Origin of the sequence: Chryseobacterium gallinarum (assembly GCF_001021975.1) — a bacterium.
Lineage (GTDB): Bacteria > Bacteroidota > Bacteroidia > Flavobacteriales > Weeksellaceae > Chryseobacterium > Chryseobacterium gallinarum.
Genome location: NZ_CP009928.1, coordinates 3,446,500 through 3,464,496, shown reverse-complemented (window position 1 = coordinate 3,464,496; position 17,997 = coordinate 3,446,500). Strand labels below are relative to the sequence as shown.

Annotated in this window: 14 protein-coding genes; 5 read left to right on the top strand and 9 right to left on the bottom strand. The window is 38.1% G+C overall.

Annotated features, from left to right (window positions below):
* Positions 1-26 precede the first annotated feature (26 nt).
* Positions 27-971, top strand: coding sequence for a hypothetical protein (locus OK18_RS15575; RefSeq protein ID WP_053328595.1), 945 nt, complete (start codon positions 27-29; stop codon positions 969-971).
* 98 nt (positions 972-1,069) lie between these two features.
* On the opposite strand, the gene OK18_RS15570 is transcribed toward OK18_RS15575, so the two are convergent.
* The 5 genes from OK18_RS15570 to OK18_RS15550 all read right to left on the bottom strand — a co-directional run bounded on the left by OK18_RS15570 (position 1,070) and on the right by OK18_RS15550 (position 8,670).
* A complete protein-coding gene (locus tag OK18_RS15570) occupies positions 1,070-1,870 on the bottom strand; it encodes an arylamine N-acetyltransferase family protein (RefSeq protein ID WP_053328594.1) in 801 nt (266 codons plus the stop codon).
* A 126-nt stretch (positions 1,871-1,996) separates the two neighbouring features.
* Positions 1,997-3,244, bottom strand: a complete 1,248-nt coding sequence (locus tag OK18_RS15565; RefSeq protein WP_050021329.1) for a TCR/Tet family MFS transporter — start codon at positions 3,242-3,244, stop codon at positions 1,997-1,999.
* A 222-nt stretch (positions 3,245-3,466) separates the two neighbouring features.
* Positions 3,467-4,741 carry a hypothetical protein gene (locus tag OK18_RS15560; RefSeq protein ID WP_128572392.1) on the bottom strand — a complete coding sequence of 425 codons (1,275 nt, stop codon included), beginning with the start codon at positions 4,739-4,741 and terminating at the stop codon, positions 3,467-3,469.
* An 88-nt stretch (positions 4,742-4,829) separates the two neighbouring features.
* Complete coding sequence (locus tag OK18_RS15555; protein WP_050021331.1) at positions 4,830-5,402, bottom strand: hypothetical protein; 573 nt, start codon at positions 5,400-5,402, stop codon at positions 4,830-4,832.
* 373 nt (positions 5,403-5,775) lie between these two features.
* Complete coding sequence (locus OK18_RS15550) at positions 5,776-8,670, bottom strand: protein translocase subunit SecDF (RefSeq protein WP_053328593.1); 2,895 nt, start codon at positions 8,668-8,670, stop codon at positions 5,776-5,778.
* 216 nt (positions 8,671-8,886) lie between these two features.
* Here OK18_RS15550 and OK18_RS15545 point away from each other — a divergent pair, with 216 nt between their 5' ends.
* A complete protein-coding gene (locus tag OK18_RS15545) occupies positions 8,887-10,257 on the top strand; it encodes a PQQ-dependent sugar dehydrogenase (protein WP_053328592.1) in 1,371 nt (456 codons plus the stop codon).
* A 38-nt stretch (positions 10,258-10,295) separates the two neighbouring features.
* On the opposite strand, the gene OK18_RS15540 is transcribed toward OK18_RS15545, so the two are convergent.
* From OK18_RS15540 to OK18_RS15525, 4 genes are all read right to left on the bottom strand, one after another.
* Positions 10,296-11,474, bottom strand: coding sequence for a hypothetical protein (locus tag OK18_RS15540; RefSeq protein ID WP_053328591.1), 1,179 nt, complete (start codon positions 11,472-11,474; stop codon positions 10,296-10,298).
* A 6-nt stretch (positions 11,475-11,480) separates the two neighbouring features.
* Positions 11,481-12,839: an oxygen-independent coproporphyrinogen III oxidase gene (gene hemN, locus OK18_RS15535; protein ID WP_053328590.1), complete on the bottom strand. Its 1,359-nt coding sequence runs from the start codon at positions 12,837-12,839 to the stop codon at positions 11,481-11,483.
* Positions 12,840-13,011: 172 nt separating this feature from the next.
* Complete coding sequence (locus tag OK18_RS15530) at positions 13,012-14,025, bottom strand: WD40/YVTN/BNR-like repeat-containing protein (RefSeq protein WP_053328589.1); 1,014 nt, start codon at positions 14,023-14,025, stop codon at positions 13,012-13,014.
* A gap of 52 nt (positions 14,026-14,077) precedes the next feature.
* Entirely contained in the window at positions 14,078-15,595 is a 1,518-nt protein-coding gene (locus tag OK18_RS15525; RefSeq protein ID WP_050021335.1) for an amino acid permease, read from the bottom strand.
* 164 nt (positions 15,596-15,759) lie between these two features.
* On the opposite strand from OK18_RS15525, the gene pnuC reads away from it, so the two are divergent.
* The 3 genes from pnuC to dapF all read left to right on the top strand — a co-directional run bounded on the left by pnuC (position 15,760) and on the right by dapF (position 17,968).
* Entirely contained in the window at positions 15,760-16,422 is a 663-nt protein-coding gene (pnuC, locus tag OK18_RS15515) for a nicotinamide riboside transporter PnuC (protein ID WP_053328588.1), read from the top strand.
* 4 nt (positions 16,423-16,426) lie between these two features.
* The gene (locus OK18_RS15510; RefSeq protein ID WP_053328587.1) at positions 16,427-17,104 is read left to right on the top strand and encodes a hypothetical protein; all 678 of its coding nucleotides are present in this window, start codon (positions 16,427-16,429) and stop codon (positions 17,102-17,104) included.
* 96 nt (positions 17,105-17,200) lie between these two features.
* The gene (gene dapF, locus OK18_RS15505) at positions 17,201-17,968 is read left to right on the top strand and encodes a diaminopimelate epimerase (RefSeq protein ID WP_053328586.1); all 768 of its coding nucleotides are present in this window, start codon (positions 17,201-17,203) and stop codon (positions 17,966-17,968) included.
* Positions 17,969-17,997: the final 29 nt, after the last annotated feature.

Here is a 17,997-nt window from a genome sequence, read left to right as displayed (position 1 = left end):
TTACCACACAACCTAAATTATTTAATATGAAAAAATTAGTATCCACTTTCAAATTACTGGCTGTATTGTCTGTATTAACTCTTAGCAGCTGCCGGGACGAAAACAATGACATTGCCCAACAGGAAGTACTTCAGGACAAAGTAACCATGGCAGATCTTAAAAAGGAGATCACTCCCTCTTCCCAGGCAGTTCCTGATGTTGTTCAATCTCAGCTGGAAGAATCAAAGAAAAATATTGAATATTATTTAAAGAATGATTTACAGATCACCGGAATCACTGTGCTGGGACAGCTTTCCACCACAAAAGGTATTGAGCTTTCACAGAGCTTGATTTCTGATCAGGACCAGTTTATTGCCATAGGAAATATTATGGACCCTTCTTCTGTAAAAATCGGGAAAATTGGAGATTTATATACCGGGGAGGATCTCATTACTGCTCAAAAAGGACTTAAAGAAATGATGTCAGAAGAGATTAAAACCGGTACGAATGTCCTGGAAGTAACATGGAACGGCAAAAATGGAAAATTCACAACACTTTGTTTCTACAATAGCACCGGGATTATCTGGGATAATATTTTTGGAGGTCTGGTCATGATGGATACGAGAGGCCAGGTGGAAACAACCAATGACGCAGCAGCAAAAGTAGCTTCCAAATGGTATAAGCAATGGTGGACTGCCAAATGGCTGTGGGGCTCTAAAAGAGGCGAGATCGGTTATAAAATTACCATTTACTATTCGGGTTCTACCGTATCCAATACCGATGTAAGCGACTGGGGTAATATCAGCTTGGGAAAAGCAAAAAGCGAAAGCAAAGTTATTAAAAATTCAGGTGCTTACGGCAAATGCCAGTATGCTTTAGGACTTTGTACTCCAACAGGTTCTTTAAGTTTTAATGCCAGCAAATTCTCAGTATCTTTCTCAGGTTTGGGAAGCAATATTGTAAGCAACGGAAGCCAATCACTTTATCCGTAATTGTCTTCACAATATCGTTTTCAAAATACTAAAGAGGTTGTCCAGACAGCCTCTTTAGTATTTTTATCAGGTACCGTTTAGGTGTTTTGTGTATGATTTTAGTCTTTTGGTTTCATTTTCAACCTTTCAATAGCATTGTCTTTCAATCCAAAAGTATTTTCCAATATTTCAAAAAGTTGCAGATCATTTTCTATCGGTACAGATTCTTTAATGCCTTCGTTGGAACGAATATTCAATATATTGTCAGTATACGTATAGCGGGCATTTTCATCTACTTTTGAAAGAACCAGGTTCTTCTTAAAATTAGATTCGGGATGGGTAGATAAATACCAGTTGGCAATTTCCAGATCAACAGGTTCTACGTGTCCCAGCCTAAAGCGGTATACCGGAAGCCATTTCTGTTTCCACGTCCAAAGGATATAAGTGCTTTCATTTTGGGAAATTTTGAAAATACCATTAGGAGTCTGCTGTGCTTCTTCTTCATTCAGGAGTATGGGAGTGGTAAGGGTTACCGTTCCAAATCCGCAATCCACCAGATATCTTGTTCCTTCCAGATCGACAGTGAGCAATAAATGCGTTGGCGCTGCAACACTGTTTTCATCGCGTTTCCATACTACCCTGCCTAATTGCAGTTTCACGCTGAAACCTAAATACCGTAAGACTTCACTTAAAAGCAGGTTTTGTTCATAGCAATATCCACCCCGCGATGTGGTGATCAGTTTATTAAAAATATCATCCGGGCTTAAAGACGGAACAGTTCCCGTATAAGGGTCTATGTTTTCAAAAGGAATGTGCTTGGGATGAAGCTGATGAATCTTTTTCAACGTCTCCATAGTGGTTTCTGCATCACCGGAATAATGGATCCGCTGCAGATATTGTTGTAGTTTTAATGCATCCATACTTTAGGGTTTACCATTATTAATATTACAAAAAATTACTTTTAAAAGAAAGCGTAACTTCACCAATCTATGTAAATATTTTGTACAAAAAAAGGTTAAGAACTACTGTCTTAACCTTTAATTTTTCTATTTTTTCTTGAAGAGAATATCATCATCAATCTTTCTCTTCTTGTGAAAAGCTGAATACGTAATCACCACACTGATGGCCATTAAAATAAATGCAAGGAAGAAAGGTGCCCCTGAAAACTTGAATGGTGCTTCGTCATGGGTAAAAAAGTAGAACAGATTGGTCATCATCGGGGGCCCAATAATCGAAGTAGCGCTCATCAGACTGGTTAAAGCTCCCTGAAGTTCCCCCTGTTCATTGGAAGGTACACTTTTTGTGATCACAGACTGCAAGGCCGGTCCACAGATTCCTCCTAAACAATACGGTACCAGAAATGCAAACATCATCCAGCCTTCTGATGCAAAAGCAAACAAAAACATTCCTACGGCATATAAAGCCAGGCCATAATAGATACTTTTCTGTTCGCCCAGCCTTGGTGTTGTCCATCTGATTAAAACTCCCTGCACCAGGCCAACCAATAAACCCACTACTCCCAGTGATATTCCTACCATTCTTTCCGTCCAGCTGAATTTATACATCGTAAAGAAACTCCAGTTGCTTTGTACAGCATGTCCGGCAATATAGATCAGAATCAAAGCGACAATAAGTCCTGAGATTTCAGGATGTTTACCTAAGAATTTAAATGAGCCTACCGGATTGGCACGTTTCCAATCAAATTCTCTCCTTTTATCTTTGTCCAAACTCTCCGGCAGGATAAAATACCCATACAGAAAATTAAGTAAACATAACCCTGCAGCTGCATAGAAAGGAACTCTTGCTCCGTAGTGTCCCAAAACTCCTCCCAATACAGGCCCTATAATAAACCCAAGGCCAAAGGCAGCTCCTATCAATCCGAAGTTTTTGGCCCGGTCTTCATCTGTAGAAATATCCGCAATATAGGCACTGGCGGTTGTTACGCTTGCTCCTGTAATTCCTGCAATAATTCTACCGATAAACAGCCACCAGATCGTGGGCGCCAATGCCAGGAAAATATAATCGACTGCAAATCCGAAGAGGGAAATCAGAATAATAGGCCTTCGCCCATACTTATCACTCAGATTACCTACCAATGGTGAGAAAATAAACTGCACAAATGCATAGGCAAATCCCAGCCAGCCTCCATATTTTGCTGCTTCACTGATATCAGCATGAATAAGTTCCTCAATTAATTTAGGAACAACGGGTATAATAATCCCCCAACCCGTAATATCAATCAACAATGTAATAAATATAAAGCCTATGGCTGCTTTTTTCTTTGAATTTTCCATGATGCTGCAAAATTAATCAAATCTTAAAAAATAATGATTCTAAATTGCACTGTATTAAAGAAGTTTACTATTGTATAGCAGAATTATATCAGAAAACACTTTGTTTTTATATTATTTCCAACAACTCAAGGCGTAAAAAATTAAAGATCGGGCAACCATAAAATAAAAAAACCTGATTTCATATGAAACAGGTTTTTTATGATTCAATTAGGATATATAAGGCTAGTCACTATTAAGTTTTGTATAAATCATACGATTGGATATGATACATTTGATGAGGCAGCTTTTTTTAAGGGTAACTTTTACCACATTGCTGTATTGATAAGCGGTACTGTTTCCATTGAGGTTAGATCTTACTCCACGGCGGTAATAAGTAGTCTGTGTTATAACCGGGGCATCATATGTTGCAGAAGTAGCATTGGGAATGTTGGTAAAAGTAACATTATCCGCTGAACTCTGCCATTGATATTCTGCATTTCCGGTCACCTGAGCCGCTGCAGTTACTGTAAACGCTGCTGGATCAGCATTGATATCCAGACAAACCGTTTGATCGGTTCCAATGGTTCCAGGATTGTTCACTGCATTTACAAAAAGTCTACCAACATTGGAATTTGCCTGGAATGAACATGTATAGAAACTGGATTTGGCCACCACCCTATACTGATTATTGTTAAATCCTGCAGGAATATTACTGATACTAAGTGTTGAAGTAGTAACATTACTGTAATTACTTCCATTGGCCAGATCTGTCCATACAGAGCCATTTAATATCTGCCATTGGTAGGTAACATTTGCCGGTGTTTCATCAATATCCGTATTGCTGATGACGGCTGTCATTGTAGCAGACCCACCTACAGGAACCGTTCTGTCAGAAGGTTGAGACAAATAAGTCATCGGATCTATATAATACTCTGACAGAATATTATACACTTTCATTTCATTAAATGTAAAACCAATTCCAAAGTCCGAATACGATAATCTGATTTCATCCCATGCAACGGTAGGCATTACTTTAATAATTTTCCGGCTCTGGTTATCTCCAAAATCAAAGAAAAAGTGTCCTCCAACCGGTGTTGAGTATACTTCCTGCCCGTTATTAAAGAATCTGAAGCTGGCATCATTAAAGCTGGCATTAAAGTTAAAGCCTTCAGAAGAGAAATCTATATATACAGGCTTATTGGCAGGAAAGTCAGTGCCGGTAGTTCCCACACTGATATAAATAGGACATACCCCCGCTCCGATACCCGGTTTAAGGGAAGCATATGAATTCACATCTATATCGGTCATATTGCTGGCATTAGCTGCTACCGCTCCCACTTTTAAACAAGGCGGAAAAAAGGTAATAGCATTAGCATACTGGGCAGAAGTATTGGTATCTAATAATCTCCCACAACCACCCATAGGTAAGGAAACCATTTCCTGCGACAGCACTTTGTCTGTCACCAGAAAGCATAGCACGATAAGAATATAGCGTAATATTGAATTTGTTTTCATCATTGATAATTTTAAGCGGTTAATGGTACACGGAATAATATTCATCCCTACCTAATCAGAGATGATTGCAATGATTGTCAGTCACTTAAAATTATTTGATTACAAATACAATATTAACGAACGAGCAGGCTGTAGCCGTCCCTACCACATCATAACGCAGGATACCATTGGCATCAATACTTACATTCCGTAAAACATTGCCATCAAAATCCGTTACATAATAATAGAGATCAGTAGCATTCACAAAGAAAGGAATGGCTGCAGGAGCTCCTGTACTTGTAACTTTCGGAGTAGAAAACTGTGTCTTATACAATTGATATAAATCCAATGTCTTGCCTGTACCTAAGGTAGAAGTATCAATACTGATAGAAGGCATATAGAAGAACTTAACAATATTTCCACTGATGGGAACCCAGTTGGGGTTCGCGGGTGTCCCGATATTCTGGGTTAATGCCTGCCTTTTCAGATCATATACCAACAGACCATTTGCCGGGGTGGCCACTGTGTTGAGATCGGAAATTCTGGGGATTAACACACCTTTATTGGTGCCGGTAACATCTAAAGCAGAGCTTTTATCAGGGTTGGGGGTGCCAATTCCCGTCTGCGCAGTAATAACGCTGCCAGCACATAGTGCCGCAGCCACGAATAATTTTTCGAATTTCATTTTTGTTTTGTTTTTTGTAAATATATAATAATTTACTGCATAATCGCATTTATTTTTTTCAATTAAAATATCGATATATTCATAATCCCATATAAATCATTTATTAATGAAATTACAGATTATTTTTAATCTCTAAGGTTAGATTTATTTAGCAATAAGTCTACTTTTGATGTTAAGTTTTGACATTTATTCGGATGAAAAAATTACTCAGAAATGGGCAAATTGGGGAAACGGAAATATAGATCAAGATAACTATTGGCTCTATTTCCATACTGATATCCGGGTGGAAAGAACTTTCAACACTAAGAATTCCGGCTGGCAATAAAAAAAGCCTTTCTCTCGAAAGGCTTTTACTCATTTATTGTAGTCTAAATTACTTTGAAGCAAGTACTTCTTTGTTAGAAGTGGTTTTTCCATGTACTTCCTCTTCTTTTCCTTTTCTCAGGAAGTCATAAGCGATAGCCGATGCAATAAAGATGGATGAATAAGTTCCGAATCCGATACCGATCAACATAGCAAACATAAACCCTCTCAGGTTATCTCCACCGAAGATGAAAATAGCAAGGATTACAAGAATCGTTGTAAATGAAGTGTTGAATGTTCTACCTAGCGTGCTGGAAATAGAGTCATCAAACAGACCCGCCAACGTTAAAGATTTCTTCTCTTTCAGGTACTCCCTGATTCTATCGAAGATAATCACGGTGTCGTTAATAGAATATCCTAATACCGTAAGGATTGCAGCAATGAAATCCTGGTTGATTTCCATATTGAACGGCATATATTTGTGAAGCAATGAATACGTCCCCAAAATGATAACCGCATCGTGGAACAGAGCTGCTACAGCCCCCAGAGAGAACTGCCATTTTCTAAATCTGAATAAGATATAAATAAAGATTCCCGCAAGAGCAGCCACAACAGCAAGAATACCGTGGGTCTGGATATCGTCTGCCACTGTAGGGCCTACTTTTTCAGAAGAAATAATACCCGCATGATCTTTATCTGCAGATTTAAAATCCGCTAAGGTAATATTAGCTGGAAGATCTCCTTTCAGGCCTTCATATAGTTTCTGTTCAATTGTCTGGTCAGCTTTTAAAGATTCATCTTCAATCAGGTAATCCGTTGAGATTTTTAATTGTTTAGCATTACCGAAAGTTTTAGCTTCTACCGAGGAGTTCTTACCATCTTCGGTCTTAAACAGTTTTACTAGTTTTTCTTCAACATCGTTAGCATTAACTTCCTTATTGAATCTTACTACATAGTTTCTACCTCCTGTAAAGTCGATACCATATTTGAACCCTTGGGTAAACATAGATACTAAACAAATTACAGTTAATACAGCAGAAATAATATAGGCATATTTTCTTTTTCCGATAAAATCAATCCAGGTGTTTCTGAACAGGTTTTTCGTAGGTGGTGTCCAGACAGAAAGGTGTTTTCCTTTATTCAGTCTGCTGAAGATCATTACCCTTGAAAGTAATACGGAAGTGAACAATGTCATGATAATACCGATCATCAATGTCAGAGCAAACCCTTTGATAGGTCCTGTTCCGAAGAAGAATAATACAACAGCCGTTAATAACGTAGTTGAGTGACCATCAATAATTGCACTTAATGCATGCTTGAAACCGTCTTTATATGCCTCTAAGATGCCCTTACCTGCAAATAATTCTTCTTTCGTTCTTTCATAGATGATTACGTTCGTATCTACCGCCATGGCCATTGTCAGTACAATACCTGCAATACCAGGAAGCGTAAGCGTAAAGTCTCCGGAATCCATAATTCCGAAAATATAGAAAAGGTTTATTACCATCGCAATTACAGCGTACACTCCGGCACCTCCGTAATAGAAAATGATATACACGATGATAATCAGGAATGCAATCGCAAATGAAATCATACCGGCGTTGATAGATTCCTGTCCTAAAGACGGACCTACCTGAGTAGCCTGAACTACTTTAGCCCCTGCAGGTAATTTTCCGGCACCTAAAACGTCTACCAGCTCTTTAGCCTCTTCCTGAGAGAAGTTACCGGAGATCTGAGTTCTACCGTTAGGAATAGCATTTACAACATTCGGTGCAGTGTATACTCTGTTATCCAGGGTTACAGCAACCGGTTTTCCAACGTTTTTCTCTGTTAATGTTTTCCATTCTTTTGCTCCTTTGGAATCCATCTGCATATCTACCACTACTCTACCAAGCTCATCGTAGCTGATATTGGCAGTTTCTACAGCACCGTCTACCGGAGCTTTTTGATTGATGTTACCTCTGATCGCATACAATACCAGGTCATCCGGGCTTGTTGCTTCAGGTTTGTACCCCCACATGAATTGGGTATATTTAATGTTAGCCGGACGTAAGGACTGGGCTACTTTGCTGTTTAAAATTTTATTTACAGCGGCTGTATCAGACAATTTTACGTTGGCAACACCATTACTTCTTAATTTCTCAAGCTGTAAAAGTTTCATAAGGTTTACATTTTTTGCAACCCCCATAGAATCTCCTTTTGCAGCAACCATAGTTGTCAAAGTCTGGAAATAAGGTGCAATTTCAGGGATCTGCTGTACTTCCCAGAATTGAAGTTTTGCAGAAGTCTGAAGCATTTTTTTCACTTTGTCGATGTCCTTCATACCAGGCATTTCCACAGAAATTCTTGCGGTACCAGGCACTCTCTGAACATTCGGCTGGATAGCTCCAAGCTTATCAATTCTTGTTCTGATTACTTCAAAAGCTGTCCCTACAGAAAGATCAATTCTTCTTTTCACAATACTTTTCACCTGCTCATCAGTTGTATTGTACTTGATTTCGGTCAGGTTTGTATTTCCGAAAAGTTCCGGATCAGCAAGCTTCAGGTTTGTTCCTTTTGCTTTGTTAATCGCATCGAACTGTTCAAAGAAATTGTCGATGTAAGATTTTGTAGAGTTTTTCTGAACTTCATCAGTCTTGTTTAAAGCCTCAATAAGAACAGGATTAGTAGAATAATTGGTTAAATCATTTACCAAATCTCTCTGGTTGATTTCCAATAGAACGTTGATCCCTCCTTTTAAGTCAAGACCAAGTTTCATTTCCTTGTCTTTAGCTTTAGAATAATAAAGCTTCGTATACCCAAGATTAAGAGTATCTTCCTTGATTCGTTTGATCTCTTTCTCGTTTCCTTTCGCAGCTTCAATCTGCGATTCAATTTTGCTGGCGTACCAGGTTGGTAATAGCTCGTTTAAGCAGATCAACCCCAGGACAATAGCAACAATTGTAATAAGTCCTTTTCCTTGCATTTTGTTATAACTACGTTAAATTAAGTCGGCAAATATAATGATTTTCTTGTATTTTATGAATTTTTAACAACAGAAATGGTTTATTTTCAGATATATTGGTAGTATGATTTCTATTTAAGATTTAACAATTTTTTCATAGTATGATCATGAAATTTTCAAATTTTGATTGGTATAAAATTTTCATTCATCATTCAACACACTAACTATCAAAATATTATGAAAAATTTACTTTTTACCATCTGTATTTTTTCTTCCTTAATCCTTAATGCCCAAAGCATTAATCTGGAAGAATTTGCTACCGGGCTCACCCGTCCTGTTGAGATTACCAATGCCAATGACAGCCGTTTGTTTGTGGTACAGCAAACCGGAATTATCAAAATTATTCAACCCAATGGGAATATTAATTCCACTGATTTTTTAAACATTACTTCAAAAGTACTCTACGGAGGTGAAAGAGGCCTTTTGGGATTGGCATTTCATCCGCAATATGCTACCAACGGATATTTTTTTGTATACTATAACAATACAGCAGGAAATATTGTTGTGGCGAGATATACCGTCAGTTCATCAAATCCTGATACAGCAGACCCCAATTCGGAGAAAATCCTGCTCAATATTCCTAAACCTTTTGATAATCACAACGGAGGAAGCCTGCATTTTGCTCCCGATGGAAAATTATGGATGATCACAGGGGACGGAGGAAGCAGTGGAGACCCGAATAATAATGCCCAAAATAAAAATGCACTTTTAGGAAAACTGCTGAGAATAGATGTAGATGCTACCGGCCCGTATAATATTCCGGGGGATAACCCTTTTGCCGGAGCAGGTGTTGATGGCGCTGATGAAGTCTGGGCATACGGACTTAGAAACGGATGGAAATTTTCTTTTGACCTGACTTCAGGAAACGTTATCATAGCAGATGTAGGCCAGGGAGCTATTGAGGAGATTAACAGAATGCCTCTTAACCAATCCGGCATCAATTACGGCTGGCGTTGCTATGAAGGAAATACTCCCTACAATACAACAGGATGTCCGGCACAATCATCTATGACCTTTCCTGTTGCCGTTTATGATCATTCGGGTGGAAAATGCTCCGTTACCGGAGGATACGTTTACAGAGGAACACAATATCCTTCTCTTCAGGGAAAATACTTTTTTGCAGATTATTGTTCCGGTCAAATCGGAATATTAGACAGCAACAATATTATTACATGGACTTCTCCCTATAATGGAAGCAATTTCTCCACCTTCGGACAAGACTCGCAAAAAGAGCTGTATGTGGCAGCTGTCAATACCGGAAAAATATTCAGAATTACCACAGGAACTCTAGGGACCCAGGAAAATAATACCCTGGAAACGGTAAAGATATATCCTAACCCGGCTTCCAAAGAGATCTTCATTAATGGAATCAGAGATCCTAAAATAACAGCAGAGATCATCAATGCAGAAGGGAGGAAGGTTTTAGAAACCCAACAAATTATAAACGGAAAAAGTATTGATATTTCCGGAATACCGGCAGGAGTGTATTTTATCAATCTTAAATCAGGAGATCTGAAATCCTACAGTCAGAAGTTAATTATTAAATAAGCTGATACATTACATAGAATCCGCAGCCCTGGTATTGATTACCCGGGCTTTTTTATTAAATATGTTACCATCGAAAAGACAGGAACCAGAAGCAATAATCTTTCGGGTTTTGAAAACCCTTCTGTTTCATTATCAAAAAGGCCGTTCAGTAATACCGCAGTAAGCATTACGGCCGACACGAAAAAAATAATTTCAAAGCTACTTGGTTTTCCTGGAAGCTGTACACTTTTAAAGTGACTATCTAAAATCCAGAATCCAAGAAAAAGAATCATAAAGGGGAACGACCATATTCTGAACGTATCCCAAGCAATTGCGTGCAATATCAGAGGAAATAAAGCTATTATTCCCAGGAAAAGCAGAATATATCCATTCACATTTCTGAACAATTTATAAATCATCAGCATCATAAAAGCAATGGGAATCCAGAATTTAATGGTAAATGCAGAGAAAAAAACTCTTTTCAGAAAATTCGGCCCTTCCTGTTTCAAATAGGTTACGAAACTCTCTGTATAAGCATCCGAAACAATATAACCGAAACGCCTGCTGATAAATCCTGAACTTTCCAGATAATTAAAAATAATTTCACGATTATCTTTCCCCGAAAACTCCTGATACAGGGAAACCGAAATTATCATGGCTACAGAAACCCCCGAGAAAAATATTGCTTTCCTTATAAGGTCTGATGTTATAGCGGGTTTATTATTAATTTCATTCAGTGATAGCGCAAAAAGACAAATGGGAAGCATCAGAAAAAATGAAATTTCATGAATAAGCACACTTACCCCACACAATAGGGAAGCCAATGTGATGTACCGCTGTCTGATAAGGTACACAGCCAAAAATGTAAGCAGGAAAATCACCTGATCCAGGTACCCTATAAAATGAGCCGACAATACGATATACTGGGACAGAAAAAAGACCGTGTACAACAAAACTTTACGGATGTGGTAATTTTGAAAGGTATGCTTCACAGCAATAATCATTATTGCCAGGTATAAAAGAAATAATATTACCGCTGATACTATTTCTATCTGACATTCACTTTTTTCAAAAAAGAATCCGAAAATTTCCCCTGCAAGGCCTCTTTTGATGAATCCGGACCTGTAATCTACAAGCCAGTGGGCTTTTGCCCATTCATTAGGCAGTCTTACTGTCTTTAAAAAGCTGAAAGAAAGAGCATACGTGTATAAAAATATGACTGGAGCCCTATGCTTCATAGCTTCCTATATGGTCATAGAGAATATCCTTGTTTCAGGTTTATTTCTCATCATTCTAAGATCAAAAACCATGGCTACATTCCTTGTAAATGCCCTTCCTGCTTCCGTAATCTTAATTTCATTACCATTGATTTCAACCAATCCGTCGTTTTCCATTTCGGCAAGCATATCAAGTGCATTTTCCAATTCCGGGAAAGAATTAGTATGGGTAAAAGTAGTTTCCAGCTGACACATCAGATTCAGAATATGCCTTCTTACAATTAAATCTTCTTCGTTAAGAACATGACCTTTCACTACCGGAATTTCTCCTTTCTCAACAATGTTCTGGTACTCCTCTACTGTTTTTACATTTTGGGCAAATGCATACCATGAATCTGAAATAGCTGACATTCCAAGGCCTACCATCAGTTGGGTATTGCTGGAAGTATATCCCATAAAGTTTCTGTGAAGTTTCTTATGAATCAAAGATTGGTATAAATCATCATGTTCAAGGGAGAAGTGATCCATTCCCACTTCAATATATCCTAAATCCTGAAGAAGCTTCTTCCCATCTTCATACAATCTCCGTTTTTCTTCTCCACTCGGTAAATCATTTTCATCGAACCCCCTCTGTCCTACTCCTTTCACCCACGGAACATGCGCATAGGAATAAAATGCCAGCCTGTCCGGCTTTAACTCCATGGTCTTTCTGATGGTATGTTCCATCGCTTCCCAATTCTGATGAGGAAGCCCGAAAACCAAATCATGGCTGATTCCCCTGTATCCTATTTCTTTTGCCCATTCCGTTACCGCTTTTACATTTTCAAAAGGCTGAATCCTATTGATCGCTTTCTGAACTTTAGGATCATAATCCTGAACGCCAAAGCTCACTCTTCTGAAACCAAGATCATATAAGGTCTGAAGATGTTCTTTGGTGGTATTATTCGGGTGACCTTCAAAAGAAAATTCAGGATGTTCAGCAATATCCACCGTTTCAAAAATCCCTTCCAACAATGTTCTTAAATTCTGAGGAGAAAAAAAGGTAGGAGTTCCACCCCCTAAATGCAGTTCTTTCAGTTTGGGTCTTTCATTAAACAAAGCAAGGTAAAGCTTCCATTCCTTCAATACGCTTTCAAGATAAGGAACTTCTACGCTATGCTGTTTTGTAATTCTTTTGTGGCATGCACAAAACGTACATAATGCCTCGCAGAAAGGTAAATGGATATAAATAGAAATTCCCTCCCCTGAATTGGTTTCACGGAATGACCTGATCACACTTTCTTTCCATTTTTCAGGAGTGAATGTTGTCTCATCCCAATATGGAACGGTAGGATAAGAAGTGTAACGGGGTCCGGGAATATTATATTTATCTATTAAAGAGTTCATTGAAAAATAAAATTTATAAGGTAGAATTTAACATAATTAAAATTCATTCTGCAAAATTAACCATTACTTACGAATTTTAACCTATGAATTATATTAGGTTCTATTTTATAATGAGTCTAAATACGTATGATCAATATCTTCGGGGAATAATGATAAATTCTATATCTTATATTTACAATTTTAATCTGGCTTTTACTATCCTGCCATTTCCGGCAAAAACGACGGTATTTCCATCTATCCATTGGCAGACAAACAACCCTTTTTCATCAGAAATCTTCTTCCATGTTTTACCAAAATCTGAGGAATAGCTAATATTCTGATCTCCTACTGCGACCATTTCTTTACCTTTGGATCCGGGCCTGATTTTCACGCAGGTCATATAACCTGCATTTTGACCTGACGCCTGTATCTGCCAGGTTTTACCACCATCCGTTGTGGTTGCTATATTGTTGATGTTAGCCTCCTGCCTGGTATAATCCCCTCCTACAGCAACACCAAAATGATCTCCATAGAAGTCTATAGAATACATTCCCTGGGAAGGTTCTCCCTGGATAAACGGAGTAGTAAAAGTTTCAAACTTCTCATTTTTTAAATTCATTCTCAGAATCCTCGATGCCTTTCCTCCCGTTGCTATCCACAAATAATTTCCGGAGGAAGCAATATTAGTATTGCTTGCCGCAAAAGCAGCTTCTCCCGGATGTAACATCAGATTACTCCTGAACATACCCCATTTCCCGTTTTTATATACCGCCAGTTTCAGGACATTGTCTTTATCTGCATCGCTGAAAGCATAAGCCAGTTTATCATTTACGAAATGTAAGGCGTCATAGAAAGCTGTTTTTGCTGTATCTGTAAAAATAACCTGCGATTTTAAATCCTTCTTGTCAATTTTAAAGAAACGGGCCAGACTTACGATATTAATGGCATAAAAAGCACTTTTATCCTTCCCCAGGGTTCTGAATTCAAGTTTTCCGGCGTCTAATTCTACCTGTTTCTGATTTTCGGGATTTTTCAAATCAACAAAGCCAAACTTGGAACCTGTTCCACTGTACCAGACTTTATGCTCATCAACCTCAAGGGCTCTGATGCTGATCTTATCGGTCAGAATGTTTTCAAAGCCTTCTATCTGTTGAGAAAATATGATCACTCCAACGGATAGGAACACAATGGAAAAAAATTTTTTCATAGTATATGATGTTTATGTACAAAAAAAACCGCCGGAGCGGTTTATATCAATATTAATCTATATCCTTATATTTTTCAGGATTATTAAGTTTACTGTTTTTTCTACCATAAAGGAAGTATACAATTCCTCCAAGCAATAACCATCCTGCGGAAAGCTCTTTTGCATGGTCACTCAGGTTATAGATCAGGTATAAATTGATGATCACCCCTAAACCAACTACAATTTGATAAGCAGGCACCTTGAAAGGTCTGATAAGATTAGGTTCTTTTTTTCTCATTACCCAAACGGCAATACAAACCAATGTAAACGCGAACAGGGTTCCAAAGCTCGTCATATCTGCAAGCGTTGAGATTGGCGTCAGAGCAGCAATCAGGGCAACTACTATTCCAAGTAAAATAATTCCTTTGTAAGGAGTTCTTGTTTTCGGGTGAAGTTCACCAAAGAATCTGGGAATTAATCCGTCTTTTGCCATTCCGATAAAGATTCTGGATTGTCCCATCATCATTACCATTACTACAGAGATCAAACCTACAGTAGCGGCAATTGTTACAATATTACTTGCCCAGTGTTTTCCGGCAATTTCAAAAGCATAGGCTACAGGTGCTTTTATCGCATCCGGATACCTTCCTTCCGGATTAAAGTCTGTATAATGCATCATCCCTGTCAGGACAAGAGATACACAGATATATAAAGCGGTACAGATTAACAACGAAGCAATAATGGCAAAAGGGACATCTTTTTTAGGATTAATCGCTTCTCCCGCCTGTGTGGAAACAGCATCAAAGCCAATATAGGCAAAGAAAATAGCAGCAGCACCGGAAATAATCCCCTGGATACCGTAGGCCGAGACCATATCTCCTTCGGAGTTTTTAATCTTTATCTGATCAGGAATGAAAGGTTTCCAGTTTTTAACTCCGTCAACAGCGTTATAAAGATCCGTATTGGAAAAAATAATATAAACCCCTGCAAAAATTACAAAAATAACCGCTGTGGTTTTTAATAATACAATAAGGTTATTCGCGCCTGCAGCTTCTTTTGTACCTTTAACCAATAATGCGGTAATCAATAAAACAAGAATAAATGCCGGCAGGTTCATTGAAAATCCTTCTCCTGTATAACTGGCAGGGTCGGAAGTAAGATAGGCAGGCAAATGAACCCCGAATATTTTCAAAAATTTGGTAAAATATCCTGACCAGCTCACGGAAACCGCCATACTCGCCATGGCATACTCTAAAATGAGACACCAGCCCATTGCCCAGGCAAAAATCTCTCCTACTGTTCCGTATGCATACGCATAAGCTGAACCTTCAACAGGAATAATGGAAGCAAATTCCGCATAACACAAAGCAGCAAAAACACAGGCAATACCTGCTATAATGAAAGAGATTGCCAGCGCCGGCCCGGCGTGATAATAGGCTCCGGTTCCGGTAAGCACAAAGATTCCACCACCAATGATAGCCCCTACTCCGATAGCTGTTAAACTCCATTTTCCAAGGACCTTTTTCAGCTCACTTTTCTTCATATCTGCCTCATAGGCACTTAGTGGTTTCTTAACCCAAATTTTAGACATGTTTTTTTATTTATTAAGGATTCACGAAAATATAAAAAATTTAGGAACTCTAACGTTTATCGGCAAATTTTCATCAATTATTTTAATAAAAAAAATTAAAAACCTGACCAACACATCATTTAAAGTATTTCAGCAAGTATTAATTTTTGTTTATTTTTGGCCGCATGAATGTATATGATCTTTTTATAAAGCCGTATGAAAGCTACACTGCCGCGCAGATCATACTGGAAGCTTCCGGAGCTTTATTTGGAACCCTGAGCGTTTACTTTTCCATCAAAAAAAATATATGGGTATACCCTACCGGCATTATTTCTACTTTGATCTATGTATATATTCTTTTCAATTTTGGATTGCTGGGTGACTGCCTCATCAATGTTTATTATACAGTCATGAGTGTTTACGGATGGATTCTCTGGTCTAAAAATTCCAAAGATCACATTCATGTAGAGGTGACATGGGCGACCAAAAAAGAATGGATCTATGCAGGCCTCCTGTTTATACTGAGCCTGGCATTTGTCACTTTTATTTATTATTGCAAACCTTATATCGATAATCTGGAGAGTAACTATCTCGGTTTATATCATCTCGACTGGGCCAATTGGATGGATATTTTTACAACTTCAATATTTTTAGTAGGAATGTGGTTTATGGCCAAACAGCGCATTGAGAACTGGATTTTCTGGATTATCGGAGATCTGATTTGCATTCCTATGATGATTTTTAAGGGCCTTGGAATCACTTCGGTTCAATATTTGGTATTCACTATAATGGCTATCTTAGGATACCTTAATTGGAAAAAAAGTTTAAAAGAAAAAAAAGTACAATAAAGTCATGAAAAATTTTTTAAAAATAGCAGTAAGTATCTTTGCTATCAGCACCCTTACCTCTTGTCTGGCCTATTCAGACGGATACGGAAGTAATGGTGGTTATTATGGAGATCCGTATTATAATAACGGATATTATTACGCACCTTCCGGATATTACGGAAACGGTGGATATTGGGGCAATGACGGCTATTATTATAGAAACAATATCAATTATTATTATGATAACGGCGTTCCTTATTACTACTACAATTACAATAACTCCAGAAGGAAGGTGTATGTAGAAAGAAGATCTGATTCAAGACAAAACAGTGGATTCAGAGGTCAGTCTGGCAGCGGTAGTGGCTATTATAACAACAATAATAACGGATATTATAACAGAAATAATAATAGCAACAGAAATAATAGCGGAGGTTTTAGAAACCAGAATAGCGGAAACCAGGGAAACCAGGGTAATCAGAATTCCCAGAACAGCGGTGGATTCAGAAACGGCAGTGGTTATCAGACCCCACAAAGAAACTCAAACACCAATAGTGGCGGATTCAGAAATACGGAAAGCAACAGCAGCTACAGATCTGAATCTTCAAGTGGCAGCGGGTTCAGGGGCGGATCTTCCGGTACTCAAAACAGCGGATCAGGTAACTCAAATAATACGACAAGATCCAATAGTGGTGGTTTTAGATAAAACGATTATAAATAAGGAAACGAACAGCTAACACTGTTCGTTTTTCATTTTAAATATAGTAATTTTGTTTCTTCATTTTAGATTATACAAGAAAATATGGATTTTTATAAATATCAGGGAACCGGGAATGATTTTGTAATGATAGATAACCGTGATCTTCAGTTTCCCAAGGACAGGAATATTATCGGAAAATTATGTGACAGACGCTTCGGGATTGGAGCTGATGGGCTTATCTTATTGGAAAATGATCCTGATTATGATTTTAAAATGGTGTACTACAACTCTGATGGCGGGGAAAGTACCATGTGCGGAAATGGAGGCCGCTGCCTTGTAGCCTTCGGTTTTTTCCTGGACATTTTTGAAGATAAATGTAAATTCATTGCTATAGACGGAGAACATGAAGCTGAAATTCATAACGGCATCATTAAATTAAAAATGATTGATGTAAATACCATTTCCCATGATGGAAACGATTTTGTTCTTAATACCGGCTCTCCTCATTATGTAAAGTATGTTGAAAATCTTGAAAATTATAAGGTATTTGCTGAAGGATACGGGATCAGAAATTCAGAAAATTATAAAGAAAAAGGAATCAATGTCAACTTTGTAGAAAAAAAATCTGATGATGAGATTTTTGTAAGAACCTATGAACGAGGCGTTGAAGACGAAACTTACAGCTGTGGAACCGGAGTTACAGCTTCCGCTTTAACTTTTCTGCAAAAAGACAATCTAACCTCTGTAAAAGTTAAAACTTTGGGAGGCAACCTTAAGGTATACGCTGAAAGGAATGGAGATTCTTTTCATAACATATGGCTTGAAGGCCCCGCAAAGCAGGTTTTTAGAGGTAAGATAGACCTCCTCTAAAAACATAACTTTTAATCAATAAGTATAGG